Annotated in this window: 14 protein-coding genes; 6 read left to right on the top strand and 8 right to left on the bottom strand. The window is 62.6% G+C overall.

Annotation, left to right across the window (positions count from 1 at the left end; genetic code table 11):
* Window positions 1-7: 7 nt before the first annotated feature.
* The 5 genes from dxr to pyrH are packed head-to-tail and all read right to left on the bottom strand — an operon-like array spanning window position 8 to window position 4,090.
* The gene (gene dxr / locus C8N32_RS05980; RefSeq protein WP_107891567.1) at window positions 8-1,192 is read right to left on the bottom strand and encodes a 1-deoxy-D-xylulose-5-phosphate reductoisomerase; all 1,185 of its coding nucleotides are present in this window, start codon (window positions 1,190-1,192) and stop codon (window positions 8-10) included.
* 3 nt (window positions 1,193-1,195) lie between these two features.
* The gene (locus tag C8N32_RS05975) at window positions 1,196-1,981 is read right to left on the bottom strand and encodes a phosphatidate cytidylyltransferase (RefSeq protein WP_107891566.1); all 786 of its coding nucleotides are present in this window, start codon (window positions 1,979-1,981) and stop codon (window positions 1,196-1,198) included.
* The gene (uppS, locus tag C8N32_RS05970; RefSeq protein WP_107891565.1) at window positions 1,981-2,727 is read right to left on the bottom strand and encodes a polyprenyl diphosphate synthase; all 747 of its coding nucleotides are present in this window, start codon (window positions 2,725-2,727) and stop codon (window positions 1,981-1,983) included. The genes C8N32_RS05975 and uppS overlap by 1 nt, the downstream gene beginning before the upstream one ends.
* Window positions 2,728-2,735: 8 nt before the next feature.
* On the bottom strand, window positions 2,736-3,302 hold the full coding sequence (gene frr, locus C8N32_RS05965; protein WP_107891564.1) for a ribosome recycling factor: 567 nt from the start codon (window positions 3,300-3,302) through the stop codon (window positions 2,736-2,738).
* A gap of 50 nt (window positions 3,303-3,352) precedes the next feature.
* Complete coding sequence (gene pyrH / locus C8N32_RS05960; protein WP_107891644.1) at window positions 3,353-4,090, bottom strand: UMP kinase; 738 nt, start codon at window positions 4,088-4,090, stop codon at window positions 3,353-3,355.
* Between the two features lie 90 nt (window positions 4,091-4,180).
* Between pyrH and miaA the strand changes: the two genes are divergently transcribed.
* From miaA to C8N32_RS05935, 5 genes are all read left to right on the top strand, one after another.
* Window positions 4,181-5,056, top strand: a complete 876-nt coding sequence (gene miaA, locus C8N32_RS05955; protein ID WP_107891563.1) for a tRNA (adenosine(37)-N6)-dimethylallyltransferase MiaA — start codon at window positions 4,181-4,183, stop codon at window positions 5,054-5,056.
* Between the two features lie 175 nt (window positions 5,057-5,231).
* On the top strand, window positions 5,232-6,887 hold the full coding sequence (locus tag C8N32_RS05950; RefSeq protein WP_107891562.1) for an ABC transporter substrate-binding protein: 1,656 nt from the start codon (window positions 5,232-5,234) through the stop codon (window positions 6,885-6,887).
* Window positions 6,888-6,926: 39 nt separating this feature from the next.
* Window positions 6,927-7,973 carry an ABC transporter permease gene (locus C8N32_RS05945; protein ID WP_107891561.1) on the top strand — a complete coding sequence of 349 codons (1,047 nt, stop codon included), beginning with the start codon at window positions 6,927-6,929 and terminating at the stop codon, window positions 7,971-7,973.
* Window positions 7,974-7,983: 10 nt separating this feature from the next.
* Window positions 7,984-9,144: an ABC transporter permease gene (locus tag C8N32_RS05940; RefSeq protein ID WP_107891560.1), complete on the top strand. Its 1,161-nt coding sequence runs from the start codon at window positions 7,984-7,986 to the stop codon at window positions 9,142-9,144.
* Between the two features lie 10 nt (window positions 9,145-9,154).
* A complete protein-coding gene (locus tag C8N32_RS05935; protein ID WP_107891559.1) occupies window positions 9,155-11,230 on the top strand; it encodes a dipeptide ABC transporter ATP-binding protein in 2,076 nt (691 codons plus the stop codon).
* 62 nt (window positions 11,231-11,292) lie between these two features.
* On the opposite strand, the gene C8N32_RS05930 is transcribed toward C8N32_RS05935, so the two are convergent.
* On the bottom strand, window positions 11,293-11,877 hold the full coding sequence (locus C8N32_RS05930; protein WP_107891558.1) for a lytic transglycosylase domain-containing protein: 585 nt from the start codon (window positions 11,875-11,877) through the stop codon (window positions 11,293-11,295).
* A gap of 167 nt (window positions 11,878-12,044) precedes the next feature.
* On the opposite strand from C8N32_RS05930, the gene ssb reads away from it, so the two are divergent.
* The gene (gene ssb / locus C8N32_RS05925; protein ID WP_107891557.1) at window positions 12,045-12,506 is read left to right on the top strand and encodes a single-stranded DNA-binding protein; all 462 of its coding nucleotides are present in this window, start codon (window positions 12,045-12,047) and stop codon (window positions 12,504-12,506) included.
* A 2-nt stretch (window positions 12,507-12,508) separates the two neighbouring features.
* Here the strand turns inward: ssb and C8N32_RS05920 are convergent, their stop codons facing one another.
* Complete coding sequence (locus C8N32_RS05920; protein ID WP_107891556.1) at window positions 12,509-13,189, bottom strand: aquaporin; 681 nt, start codon at window positions 13,187-13,189, stop codon at window positions 12,509-12,511.
* Window positions 13,186-14,025, bottom strand: a complete 840-nt coding sequence (locus C8N32_RS05915) for an arsenate reductase/protein-tyrosine-phosphatase family protein (protein WP_107891555.1) — start codon at window positions 14,023-14,025, stop codon at window positions 13,186-13,188. The genes C8N32_RS05920 and C8N32_RS05915 overlap by 4 nt, the downstream gene beginning before the upstream one ends.

Genomic DNA, 14,025 nt, shown 5'->3' with positions numbered 1-14,025 from the left:
CTTCCGGTCAGGCGGCGTGCAGGCGGCTGATCACACCCTCGGCGGCTTCTCTGGCCAGATGGTCCGTGTGCAGGATGACGTCAAGGTCCATAACCGTATCGCTGTGAACGATGTGATCGGAAAGGACCTCAAGACTGGCCTCCACTACATCGTTCATCTGCAAAAACCCGATCCGGCGGTCAAGGAAGGCATCCAGCGCGCGCTCCTTTGCGCCGTTGAAAACCGCACCGCTCAACCCGCCCTGCGCCATGACCAGCCGCGCAAGCCGCAACGCGGGCCAGCGTGTCTCGCAGGCCGGGCGAAAGGTCAGCCTGCCGATTTCCGCCAGATCCAGCCGCGCGACAGGCAGTTCCGCCCGGTTTGGCCAGTTCAGGGCATAACCGATGGCATGGCGCATATCCGGCGGGCCGACATGGGCCATGATCCCCCCGTCACGAAATCCCACCAGCGCGTGAACCAGGGATTCGGGGTGCACGACAGCCTCTATTCTGCCGGGATCTATCCCGAAATATTCTTTTGTTTCAATGAGTTCAAGGGCCTTATTAAACATAGAGGCGCTGTCCACCGTGATCCGCTGCCCCATCGCCCAGTTCGGATGGCTGGAGGCCTGCTCCGGCGTGGCGCGGGCGATATCCTCCTGCGGCCAATCCCGGAAGGCCCCGCCCGAAGCGGTGATGATGATGCGCTCCACGGCGTCTATATCCTCCCCCGCCAGCGCCTGGAACACAGCGGAATGTTCGCTGTCGACCGGCAGGATGCGTGCTCCGTTTGCGCGTGCCGTCGCCATCAGAAGCGGCCCGGCAGTCACAAGACTTTCCTTGTTGGCCAGCGCCAGCGTCGTTCCGTGGCGCAGCGCCCTCATCCCCGGCACCAGCCCCGCCGCGCCCACGATGGCCGACATGATCCAGTCGGACGGGCGGTCCGCCGCCTCGATCAGGGCCTGCGGGCCCGCGGCAGCCTCGACACCGCTGCCCGCCAGCGCGGCTTTCAGATCTTCGTAACATTCGGGAAAGGCCGTCACGGCCAGGCTGGCCCGTAACGCCTTTGCCTGCTCCGCCAGACGGGCAACATTTCGCCCCCCGCTGAGCGCAACCACGTCATAAACCTCCGCCCCGCCCTGGCGAGTCAGAAGATCCACCGTGTTTTCACCGATCGATCCGGTTGCACCGAAAATCGTGATGCGTTTGCGCATTCTTCAAAACCTCACTTCGGGCACATAGACAAGTTGGGCGACCAGCAGCATGAACAGCGACGCCCCAAGCAAACCGTCAAACCGGTCGAGCAGCCCGCCGTGACCCGGCAAAAGCGAGGAACTGTCCTTCACCCCTGCGCGCCTCTTGATCGCGCTTTCGGCAATGTCGCCCATCTGGCTGGCCAGCGACAGCAGCATTGAAATCCAGGGCAAATCGCGCCCGGCATTGGTGAAAGTCAGGAACAGCACCCCGATCACCCCGGCAGCAACCCAGCCCGCCACCGTACCGGCCCATGTTTTCTTGGGGCTGATACGGGGCCAGAATTTCGGCCCGCCAAACATCCGCCCTGCGAAATACCCGAACACATCCGTGGCGATAACCACCAGCACCAGCCAGACCAGCCAGACCGCCCCGTGCGTCACACGAAAATCCACCAACCCGCAGGCTGCCACGGTTATCGCCACCCCATAGACCGCGAAGACCGCCTTTTCCCTCATCAGCAAGGCCGCCCCGACCATCGCAGGCCCCGCCACCCCCACATAGCCCAAAGACCCGGGCAGCACGCGCCCCAACAGCACGGCTCCCCCGCCCAGAGCGGCCAGCGTCAGCGCCAGGTGCGTTTGCGTGGGCGAAAGCATGCGCGCCAGTTCCCACAGCATCACGCCACAGGCCAGCGCCGCGAGAGCCGCAAACCAGATGCCCCCCAGCCAAACCGCCACCACCCCGACCGCAGCCATCGCCAGGGCCGAAAGCGTGCGCTTTGCCAGATCGTCCCATTTTTGTGCCATCATATTTTCACCGCGCCATAGCGCCTGTCCCGAGTCGAATAAGTCCCGACAATTCGCGCAAAATGGTCTGCCGTGAAGTCGGGCCACAGCACCGGCGTGAACTCGTATTCCGCATAGGCCGACTGCCACAGCAAGAAGTTCGAGATCCGCGCCTCCCCCGAGGTCCGGATGACAAGATCCGGGTCGGGCAGCAGGCAGGTATCCAGAAAACTGGCCAGCGTTTCGGCATCGACATCCTCGGGCGAAAGCCGCCCGGCGGCCACTTCGCGCGCCAGACGGCGGGTGGCACGGGCCACTTCGTCGCGTCCGCCATAATTCAACGCGATCGTCAGGTGAACGCGGTCATTGGCCTCGGTCATCGTCTCAAGCGACTGCATCAGCGCCACGAGTTTCGCATCCAGCCTGTCACGGTCGCCGATGAACCGGACCCGGACCCGCTCCGCCCGAAGGGCCAGCGCCTCCTTCTGAATATACCGGCGGAAAAGGCTCATAAGCCCGGCCACCTCAACCTGCGTGCGGCGCCAGTTTTCCGTGGAAAAGGCGAAAATCGTCAGGTACCGGATGCCGAGGTCAGGGCAGGCCGTGACGATTTCACGCACACGCCGCGCCCCCGCCCTGTGACCGAACAGCCGGGGCCGCCCCCGCTTTTGTGCCCAGCGACCGTTCCCATCCATGATGATCGCAACATGGGTCGGCGCGCCCTGCTCTGGTTCTTTCGCGGCCACGCGCTGTTCCTTTCCGGCCATGCGGCCCGTCAGACCTGCATGATCTCGTCTTGCTTGTGCTCCAGCGCCGCATCGACCTTGCCGATGTAAGCGTCGGTCAGTTCCTGAATTTCGTCCGACCAGATCTTGACGTCGTCTTCCCCCATGCCAGCGGCCTTGGCCTTCTTCAACTGGTCCATACCGTCCCGGCGCACGTTGCGGATCGCGACGCGGGCGTGTTCGGCATACTGGGCGGCGACCTTGGTCAACTCACGACGGCGCTCTTCGTTCAGTTCGGGAATCGGCAGGCGGATGATGGTGCCGTCGGTCTGCGGATTGATCCCCAGGCCGGATTCCCGAATCGCCTTTTCGACCTTGCCCACCAGGGACTTGTCCCACACATTGATGGTGACCATTCGCGGTTCGGGCACATTGACGGTGCCTACCTGGTTGATCGGGGTCGTGGCGCCGTACGCATCCACCATCACCGGTTCCACCATCGACGCAGAGGCCCGCCCGGTGCGCAGCGACGCAAATTCCTGCTTGAGCGCATTCATCGCACCGTCCATCCGGCGCGCCAGGTCATCGAGGTCGATTTCAAGATCTTCGTCAGCCATTGTCTTTGTCTCTTGTTTTGCCGGCAGGGCCTCTGCCTTCTGCTATAGCCTCAACCGTGCACGATTGTATAGGTGCCTTCCCCCGCGAGAATCCCGCGAAACCCCCCCGGCTCATCCAGCGAGAAGACGATGATGGGCAGATTGTTGTCCCGCGCCAGCGCGATGGCCGAGGCGTCCATCACGCCCAGGTTGTCGCGCAGGACGTCGTCATAGGTGATATCGTCATACCGCCGGGCATCGCCGTACCTGACAGGATCCTTGTCGTAGACGCCGTCGACCTTGGTTCCCTTGAAGATCACCTCACAGGCCATTTCATTGGCGCGCAGGGTGGCGGCGGTGTCGGTCGTGAAATAGGGGTTTCCGGTGCCCGCGGCAAAGATGCAGACGCGCTTTTTCTCGAGGTGACGCACGGCGCGGCGGCGGATATAGGGCTCGGCCACTTCGTCCATGCGGATGGCGGTGATGACCCGGCAGAAAACACCCAGACCCTCCAGCGCCGATTGCATCGCCAGCGCGTTCATCACGGTCGCCAGCATGCCCATATAATCGGCGGTGGTACGTTCCATCCCCTGTGCGCTGCCCTGCAACCCGCGAAAGATGTTGCCGCCGCCAATGACCATGCAGATCTCAACCCCGAGGTCGTGAACGGATTTAACCTCCCGCGCGATGCGCTCCACGGTCGGCGGGTGCAGGCCGTATCCCTGATCGCCCATCAGGGCCTCGCCCGAGATTTTCAGCAAGACGCGTTTATACGCGGGTGCCGGTTGATTGCCGTTTGCCTCACTCATATGGTTCGATCCCGGATTGTTGTTTGCGCGCAAAATGTCGGAAAATCCTTCCGGGTTCAACGAAGAAGCACAGCCCCAGGCCTCTGTCCCATGTCTCTGCCGCCTCTTGACGACCGCCCGATTCTGATCGCCGGCCCGACCGCCAGCGGAAAATCCGCCCTCGCGCTGGAGATCGCCCGCGAGGTGGGCGGCGTGATCGTCAATGCCGACGCGCTACAGGTCTTCGAGGGCTGGCGCATCCTGACGGCGCGTCCCACCCCGCGGGAGGAGGCGGCACGGCCCCATCGCCTGTATGGGCATGTGCCCTTTGACGGAACATATTCCGTCGGCCACTGGCTGAGGGACATCGCGCCGATCCTGCGCGGCCCGGAGCGTCCGATTGTCGTGGGCGGCACGGGGCTTTATTTTTCCGCGTTGACCGGGGGGCTTGCCGATATCCCGCCGACCCCGCCCGGGATTCGCGCCCTTGCCGACCGGCGTATCGCAAGGGAAGGCCACCGCCCCCTGCTGAAAGAACTGGACGCCGCCACCCGTGCCCGCGTTGACCCGTTCAACCCCGCGCGGGTCCAGCGGGCATGGGAGGTCTTGCAGGCGACCGGCAAAGGGCTGGCGGCCTGGCAGGATGATACGCCCCCCCCGCTCTTGCCGCTGGCACAGGCGCAACCGCTGGTGATCGAGGCTGATCGCGACTGGCTGGCCCGGCGGATCGAGGCGCGCTTTGACAGGATGCTGGAAACCGGCGCCCTGGACGAAGCCCGCGCCAACCTGAACCGCTGGAACCCGGCGCTGCTCTCCTCCAGGGCGATCGGGGCCGCGGAACTCATCGCCCATCTGCGGGGGGAAATGTCACTCGATGAGGCGCGGGCGGCGGCGCAGGCGGCCTCCCGCCAGTATGCCAAACGTCAGCGCACCTGGTTTCGTTCCCGGCTTGGCAACTGGCCGCGCTGGGCCGTCACGCCAACCTAGAGGGTTGCCTTTTGGAAGAATGTCGTTTCTGTTGTGCCGGAATGTCGTTTTCAGACCATGACGCCACGCATCGATACAGATGTGCCGTTCCACATCTTGCAGGCATGGCGGGTCCCATGGGCCCCGTGAGCGTATCGCGCTCTGCCAGTCGCGTGGCCCGGACAAGGAGATTGCAATGACCACGGATACGATCAACGGAAAGCCCGTGCACCCCGCCGTGCGCATGTTCGCCCGGGAGTTCCGTGCGGGGGAAATGTCGCGACGCGAATTCATGGCCCGTGCGACGGCGCTGGGCGCGACTGCCGCCGCCGCCTGCACATTGGCCGGGCTGCCTTCCCCGGCGCGCGCCCAGGATATGGCGACCCCGAAAAAGGGGGGCACCCTCCGCATCCAGATGGATGTTCTTGCCCTCAAGGAGCCGCGTCTCTACGACTTCAGCCAGATGGGCAACCTCAGCCGTGGCGTTCTGGAATATCTTGTCGAACTCCGCCACGACGGCAGCTTCCGGCCGGTTCTGCTGGAAAGCTGGGAAGTCAACGGGAACGCCACGGAATACCGGCTGAAGCTGCGCCCCGGCGTGAAATGGAACAATGGCGACGACTTCACCGCCGCGGACGTGGTTGCGAATATCGAGGCCTGGTGCGATACCAAAGTGGAGGGTAACTCCATGGCGACGCGTCTGGCCTCGCTGGTGGATGCGCAAACCGGCAGGATTGTCGAAGGTGCCGTTGCGGTCGAGGATGCGCTGACCGTGCGGCTGAAACTGCCGGTTTCCGACATCACGCTCATCCCCAGTTTCGCGGATTACCCTGCCGCCGTGCAGCACCGCGACCTGATCGGACAGAACGTGCTGGATCACGGTGTGGGCACCGGGGCTTACCGCATTGCCGAGCATCAGGTCGGCGTGACCGCGGTGCTGGAGCGTAACCCCGATCACACCTACTGGGGCGATGCCTATCTCGACCGGGTGGAGTTCATCGATTTTGGCACCGACCCGGCCGCCACCGTCGCTGCCGCCGAGGCTGAGGAATTTGATGTAAACTACGATTCCGTCGGCGATTTCGTCGACGTGTTCGATGCCATCGGCTGGGAACGGTCCGAGATCGTAACCGCCTCCACCGTTGTGATTCGCACCAACCAGAAAGCACAGGTGAATGGCCGCCAACCCTATGCCGATGTGCGCGTGCGCCGGGCACTGCAACTGGCCGTGGATAACGCCGTGCTTCTGGAGTTGGGTTATGCCGGGCGCGGCGAGGTGGCCGAAAACCACCATGTTTCCCCCCTTCATCCCGAATATGCGCAACTTCCCCCGCTGAAACACGACCCCGCCGAGGCCCGCCGCCTGATGGAAGAGGCCGGAATGCTGGATTTCGAGCATGAATTGATCTCCATTGACGACGACTGGCGCCGTAACACGGCCGATGCCTGCGCCGCACAGTTGCGCGATGCGGGGCTGCGGGTAAAGCGCACGATCATCCCCGGAACATCTTTCTGGAACGACTGGCAGAAATACCCTTTTGCCGTCGTCAACTGGAACGGGCGCGAACTTGGTGTCCAGGTCTATGCCCTGGCTTATCGCAGCGATGCCGCGTGGAACGAAACCGCCTTTGCGAATGCGCAGTTCGACGCCCTTCTGACCGAAGCCATGGCCATCGCCGATGCCGGTTCCCGGCGAGAGAAAATGGCCCGACTACAGCAGATACTGCGTGATGAAGGCGTCATCATTCAGCCTTACTGGCGTTCGCTTTACCGACATGTGAGGCCCGGCGTCCTGAATGCGGACCGGCATCAGAAGGATGAAATCAACATCCACCACCTGGGCTGGGCCTAAGCGGGTTGCTCCCGTCTTTCCCTGTGACAGGATGGCTGAATGATCAAGTTTCTTCTCAAGCGCGTCGGAGTCATGGCCCTGACGGCGCTCTGCCTTACATTCGTGGTTTTCTTCCTGACCAATCTCGATCCGAATCTCGAGAAACTGGCCAAGACCCAGGGCAACAGCCGCATGAGCGACGCCGAGGTGGCGAGCTGGCTGGAAAAGAACGGCTATGCCCGCCCGCTGCTGATCCGCTATGGAGAGTGGATCGGTGTCGTGCCCGGCTGGACGCGAACCGCCCCCGACGGCACCGTTGCCGGGCGCTGTCTCCATCGTGGCGCAGCGCCGGAAACCGCCCCGGCCTATTGCGGTATCCTTCAGGGCGATTTCGGCTACTCCACCCGGTTCCGTGCCGATGTATCAGAGATCATCGCCACCCGGCTTGCCCTGACCGGTACGCTGATGTTCTGGGTGATGATCGTGATGATTCCCTCGGCGCTGATCATCGGTGTCCTGGCCGGGATGCGCGAAGGGTCCCGCGCAGACAGGGTGCTGTCGTCTTTTTCGATCCTGTGGACGGCAACGCCGGAATACGTCTCCGGCGTGATCTTCATCGCGGTTTTCGCATCTTCGGCGGTGGGGCTGAAATGGGTAAAAGGCTCTGCCGCGTCGGCGATGCGCGACGTGACATTTGAAAACTTCGCCCTGCCGGTCGCCACCATGGCGCTTTACGGGATGGGCTATATCGCCCGCATGACCCGCGCCAGCATGGCCGAGGTGATGACGGCGCAATACATCCGTACGGCCCGCCTGAAGGGGTTGAAATTTCGCAGGATCATCCTGCGCCATGCCTTGCGGAACGCGCTGATCGCCCCTTTCACGGTGATCATGTTGCAGTTTCCGTGGCTTCTGACCGGGGTGGTCGTGGTTGAAACCCTGTTCAATTACAAGGGCTTTGGCTGGACTCTGTTCACTGCCGCCGACACCAACGACATCGAGTTGCTGTTGAGTTGTTCCATCGTTGCGGTTCTGGTGGTGCTGGTCACGCAGTTGATTTCGGATATCGGCTACGTGTTTCTCAACCCACGCATCCGCATTTCATAAGGAGACCGCGATGGACGCTCTTGGCTGGGGCGAAATCCTTGCTCGCATGTTCGTTCGGTTCTGGCCCGTGTGGGGGGCGCTGGCGACCAGTTTCGCCCTGTCCTTCGCCTTCCGGCGGCGGCTGGGGCTTTACGGGAAGCTTTTCGACAGCCCCGTGGGCATGATCGGCTACGGGTTGGTGATGTTCTGGTTTTTCACGGCGCTCTTTGCCGACATCATCGCCCCCCATGACCCGATCCAGGTTCTGTCTGGGATGAAGAACAAGCCCCCCGGAACCCCCCTTCCCGACGGGGCCGAAGGCTACGGTTACTACCTTCTGGGAGGCGACAACCTGGCCCGCGACGTGTTTTCGCGCATGGTGATGGGGGCGCGCGAAGTTCTCAAGATTGCGCCGGCGGCAACGGCCTTCGCCTTCATGGTCGGTATCACGCTGGGGGTGCCTGCGGGCTATTACCGGGGGCGGCTGGATCTGATCTTGTCCTTCATCGCCAACCTGGTACTCGCGTTTCCGGTCATCCTGCTGTTCTATCTTCTGGTTACGCCGGAGATCATGGCCTCGGCCATTCCTTCGGGCCTGGCGGGGGTTCTGTTCCTGTTTCCGATCCTGTTCCTCGTCATCTTGTGGAATTCCCGCTACCGGACGCGACCGAGCCAGCGCGCCCTGTATGTCGGTATTACCGTAACCCTTGGCGCATGGCTTTACGCCGGGCTGGCCTTCGATGCCGACCCGCTCGGGGTTATCTCGATGCCCCCAAACACGCTGATCGTGTTCGTGGCGGTGGTGTTCGTGAACTCCCCCACGGTATTTCGTATCGTGCGCGGGCTGGTCATGGACATCCAGACCCGCGACTATGTCGCCGCCGCCCAGACCCGCGGCGAGGGGCCGTGGTACATCATGCTGTGGGAGATTTTGCCCAACGCGCGCGGACCGCTGATCGTCGATTTCTGCCTGCGCATCGGCTATACGACGATCCTGCTGGGAACGCTGGGATTCTTCGGGCTTGGCGTGTCGGCGGAAAGCCCTGACTGGGGTTCCACCATCGCCAGTGCCAGCGGATTGCTCTCGATCTATCCGCACCCCGCCCTGCCGCCGGCACTGGCACTGATGAGCCTCGTTCTGGGGCTGAACCTGCTGGCGGACGGCCTGCGGGAAGAAAGCCTGAAGGATTGAGGAAGACGACATGAAGTGGCACCACGAAGGCCCCGTTCTGGAAATCGACCGCCTGTCCATCAGCTTTTTCACTCGGTTGCGGGAAATCCCGGCGGTAATGGATTTTTCTCTGACCATCCAGCCGGGAGAGGCGGTCGGGCTGGTGGGGGAATCGGGCTGCGGAAAATCGACCGTGGCACTGGGCATCATGCAGGATCTGGGGCGCACCGGGCGGATCACATCTGGCACGATCCGTTTCAAGGGGCGCGACCTGTGCAAGATGGGGGAGCCAGAACTGCGCAACATCCGTGGCGATGAAATCGCCATGATCTATCAGGAACCAATGGCCAGCCTGAATCCCGCCATGCGTGTGGGACAGCAGTTGATGGAAGTCCCGATGATCCACGAAAGCGCCTCCAAAGAGGCCGCCCGGAAGCTGGCGCTGCGGATGATCGAAGATGTCCGCCTGCCCGATCCCGCACGCATCTTCCGCGCCTACCCGCATCAGCTTTCGGGCGGACAGCAACAACGCATCGTCATCGCCATGGCGCTGATGTCGAAGCCTTCCTTGTTGATACTCGATGAGCCCACCACCGCGCTGGACGTGACCGTCGAGGCCGGGATCGTGGATCTGGTAAAGGGGCTGGGGCGCAAATACGGCACCTCGATGCTGTTCATTTCCCACAATCTCGGACTGGTCCTGGAAACCTGTGACAGGATCTGCGTGATGTATTCCGGCGAGGCGGTGGAGCGCGGCTCCATCTCCGACGTGTTCGAGGACATGCGCCACCCCTATACACAGGCCTTGTTCCGCTCGATCCCGCTGCCCGGCGCGGACAAGACCGCCCGCCCGCTGGTGGCGATTCCGGGCAATTTTCCCCTTCCGCACGAGCGTCCGCCGGGGTGCAATTTCGGCCCGCGCTGCACCTTCTTCCGGGAAGGCCAGTGTGACACGGCCAAGGTGACGATGCAGCCCATCCCCGGCAATGACCGCCACGAAAGCCGTTGCCTGCGCATGCCAGAAATCGACTGGTCGGCCCCCCCGCCGCTGCCGGTCGCCACCGGCACGGTCGAACCGGGAGAGGTGGTGCTCAAGGTCGAGGGGTTGCAGAAATACTACCGCGTCGCCGCCAATGCCCTGACCGGCGGGGCAAAGCGCGTGGTCAAAGCCAACGAAACCCTCAGCTTCGAAGCACGGGAGGCGGAAACACTCGCTATCGTTGGGGAGTCGGGCTGCGGCAAATCCACCCTGGCCAAAGTGATTTTGGGGCTCCAGCCCGCTACCGGCGGCACGGTGACCTTCGGCGGGAATGAAATTCAGAATATCCCCGTGGCCAGACGCCCGCGGGAGATGGTTGGAAACCTGCAAATGGTTTTCCAGAATCCGTTCGACACACTGAACCCCTCGATGTCAGTGGGCCACCAGATCATGCGCGCGCTGGAAATCTTCGGCGTCGGTACCACCGTGGCAGAGCGCCGCGAACGCATGCTTGAACTTCTGGACCTGGTCAAGCTGCCGCGAGCCTTTGCCAACCGAATGCCGCGCCAGCTCTCGGGCGGGCAGAAACAGCGTGTCGGCATTGCCCGTGCCTTTGCCGGCAATGCCCGCGTGGTGGTGGCGGATGAACCGGTCTCGGCGCTGGACGTTTCAGTCCAGGCAGCGGTGACCGACCTGCTGATGGAATTGCAGCGGGAAAAACGCACGACACTCCTGTTCATCAGCCATGACCTGTCGATCGTACGGTACCTCGCCGATCGGGTTCTTGTAATGTATCTGGGGCATGTCGTGGAACTCGGCACGACTGCGCAGATTTTTGCCCCCCCCTATCACCCCTATACGGAGGCGCTGCTTTCCGCCGTCCCCATCGCGGACACCAAAGTGAAGAAAGAGCGCATTGTGCTGGAGGGCGACATCCCCTCCGCCGTGAACCCGCCTCCGGGTTGCCCGTTTCAGACGCGCTGTCGCTGGAAAGACAAGGTCGGCCCCCTTTGCGAAACGCAAACCCCGCCCTTGCGGGAAATCGCGCCGGGGCACAGCCTGAAATGCCACCTTTCGGAGGAACAGTTGCATCTCATGCGCCCCGTCATCCAGACAGAAGACACCTGACAGACCCTTGCTTTGGTTAAAATATCCTCGCCGAAGGCATCTGCGCGCGCCCCGCGCCGATCCTACCCGCCGAGAATGGCACGCACATAATTGCGGGTTTCGCGGTAGGGCGGCACACCGCCATGTTTTTCCACGGCCAAGGGTCCGGCGTTATAAGCCGCCAGGGCCAGCCGCCAGGACCGGAACTTGTCATACTGGGTCTTGAGGTAACGCGCCCCGCCTTCGAGATTTTGCCGGGGATCGTGGGGGTTTACGCCCAGATAGCGTGCAGTTTGCGGCATAAGCTGCGCCAACCCGATTGCACCCTTGTGTGATCGGGCGCGGGGGTTCCAGCCGGATTCCTGCTGCACCAGCCTGAGAAACAAATCTTCCGGCACCCCGTGCTGACGGGCCGCAGCCCGCGCAAGATTGAGGTACTCCCCACGGTACTTGCCCGAATATCCCGGCCCGCCATAGCGCGAAGGCGTCACGAACGGCTTGGGTTGCAAGCGAATCGAATTCGCGTACTGGGATGCCGCGCGTGTATCCAGCACCCGTGTCTGGGACTGGAAAAGCGACGCGCGCGATTTGGATGAAAGGGCGCTGTCGGCCTGTGCCGAAGCCGCTATCAGCATGGCACTCAGCCCTGCCGCAATACCCGCCTTCATGTCGTCTCCCTCGATCACCGCGCGTTAACTATACTTACAACAAGGCGCTCCGCCAACCATTGCAAAGCCCGGATACGAAATACGCGGTTTTTTGCGCTTTTCATGGAACGGCGGGAATGGTGTAAACATGTCAAACAGAATATTTCCTCAGAATCGAAGGAGCCATCATGGCCGGATCGGTAAACAAGGTCATTCTCGTCGGCAATCTGGGCCGCGACCCGGAGGTGCGCACGTTCAACAATGGCGGCAAGGTGTGCAACCTGCGCATTGCCACCAGCGAAACGTGGAAGGACCGCAACACCGGCGAACGGCGCGAACGCACCGAGTGGCATTCCGTTGCCATCTTTTCGGAACCGCTCGCCCGCATTGCGGAACAATACCTGCGCAAGGGGTCGAAAGTGTATCTGGAAGGTCAACTGGAAACCCGCAAGTGGCAGGACCAGTCCGGGCAGGACCGTTACACCACCGAGGTCGTCCTGCGCCCCTATCGCGGGGAGCTGACACTGCTCGATTCCCGCGGCGGCGATGGCGGGTATGGCGGCGGCCATGACGGCGGACGTTCCGGCGGGCAGGACTATGGCGGCCCTTCGGGGCCGGCAAACGATCTGGACGACGAAATTCCCTTTTGACGCTAAGCCCCCCTTCGGGGGCTTTCGTTTTCGCGCAGCACCCAGCCGAAAACCCCCAGCGCAAGAAGCGCACCGAGAATTTGCATCGACACGAAGGGCAATACATCAATGGGCCGGATTCCGGCAAAGCTTTGGGTCAGGGCCCGTGCGATTGTCACGGCCGGATTCGCAAAACTGGTTGAGGATGTAAACCAGTAGGCCGCCGCGATATAGAGCCCCACCAGCCCCCCGACCGCCTGAGGCCGGAACCGGACAGCCGCGAGAATCGTCCCGACAAGACCAAAGGTCGCCACGATTTCAGCCAGCCATTGGCCCGAACCTCCGCGTAGGGTCGTGCCGGCCTGAAAAACCGGCAGATCGAACATCGCATGGGCCAGAAAACAGCCCAGCACGCCCCCGCCGACCTGTACCCCGACATAGCCAAGGGCCTCCGTAGCCCGTAACTCCTTCCGCAGCGCGAAGACAAGGCTGACCACAGGGTTGAAATGCGCCCCGGAAACCGGGGCGAGCACGGTAATCAAAACCGCCAGGATTGCGCCTGTCGCGATGGTATTGGCCAGAAGGGCCAGCCCCACATCCCCGGTCAGGCCATCGGCCATGATTCCCGAGCCAACCACCCCAGCCACAAGTGCCCCGGTGCCAAGCGCCTCTGCCGCCAGCCTGCGCGAATGTGAAAAGGTCATTCCTGCCCCACCCGCGCCTTGCCGATAGTGTCCAGGCGCTGTTTCAGGGACATCCCGTCCAACGTCGCCAGCGGCAGGTTCACGAAGGCCAGGATGCGCCGGTTCAGCATCCGGTAGGTTTCGGCAAACGCCAGACGCTTTTCGGCATCCGTTCCGGTCACCGCGGCCGGGTCCGGCATACCCCAGTGGGCGCTCATCGGATGACCGGGCCACAGGGGGCACGGCTCTGCCGCTGCACTGTCGCAGACAGTGAACACGAAATCCATTTTCGGTGCGCCGGGGCCGCAAAACTCGTCCCAGCTTTTGGACCGCACGAAAGAGGTGTCGTGCTTCAGCCCTTCCAACAGGTCCACCGCGAAAGGATGCGGCTTTCCCGCCGGGCGTGAACCAGCCGAAAAGGCCCGGAACCGGCCTGCCCCTTCGGCGTTCAGGATCGATTCGGCCAGGATCGACCGGGCCGAGTTTCCCGTACACAAAAACAGGACATTGTACACATCCGCCATTGTCTTGTCCTTCAGCAGGTTTTCGAGAAGAGGGCGACACAACTCCGAACGATTGCCGCAGCAATCTTCCAGCAGGTAGGTCAGTACGATTCCGACCCCATTCATATCCGCGAAATATCGTATCGCGCGCCCCTCACGCCGGTTTTTCACCAGCCCGGCGTTGAGAAGGATGGTCAGATTCGTCGAAAGCGTGTTTTGCAATACGCCCAGCTTTTCACCGATCTGCCCGGCCAACATCCCCCCCGGTCCCACCTTTACAAGCAGCCGGAAAACATCGAGGCGTATTTCATGGGCCAGGGCAGCAAAGGCGGCGATGGCGGCTTTTTCTTCCAT

The organism is Rhodovulum imhoffii (assembly GCF_003046545.1).
GTDB lineage: Bacteria > Pseudomonadota > Alphaproteobacteria > Rhodobacterales > Rhodobacteraceae > Rhodovulum > Rhodovulum imhoffii.
The sequence above is the reverse complement of the archived record's forward strand: the minus strand, read 5'-3'. Positions and strand labels throughout refer to the sequence as shown.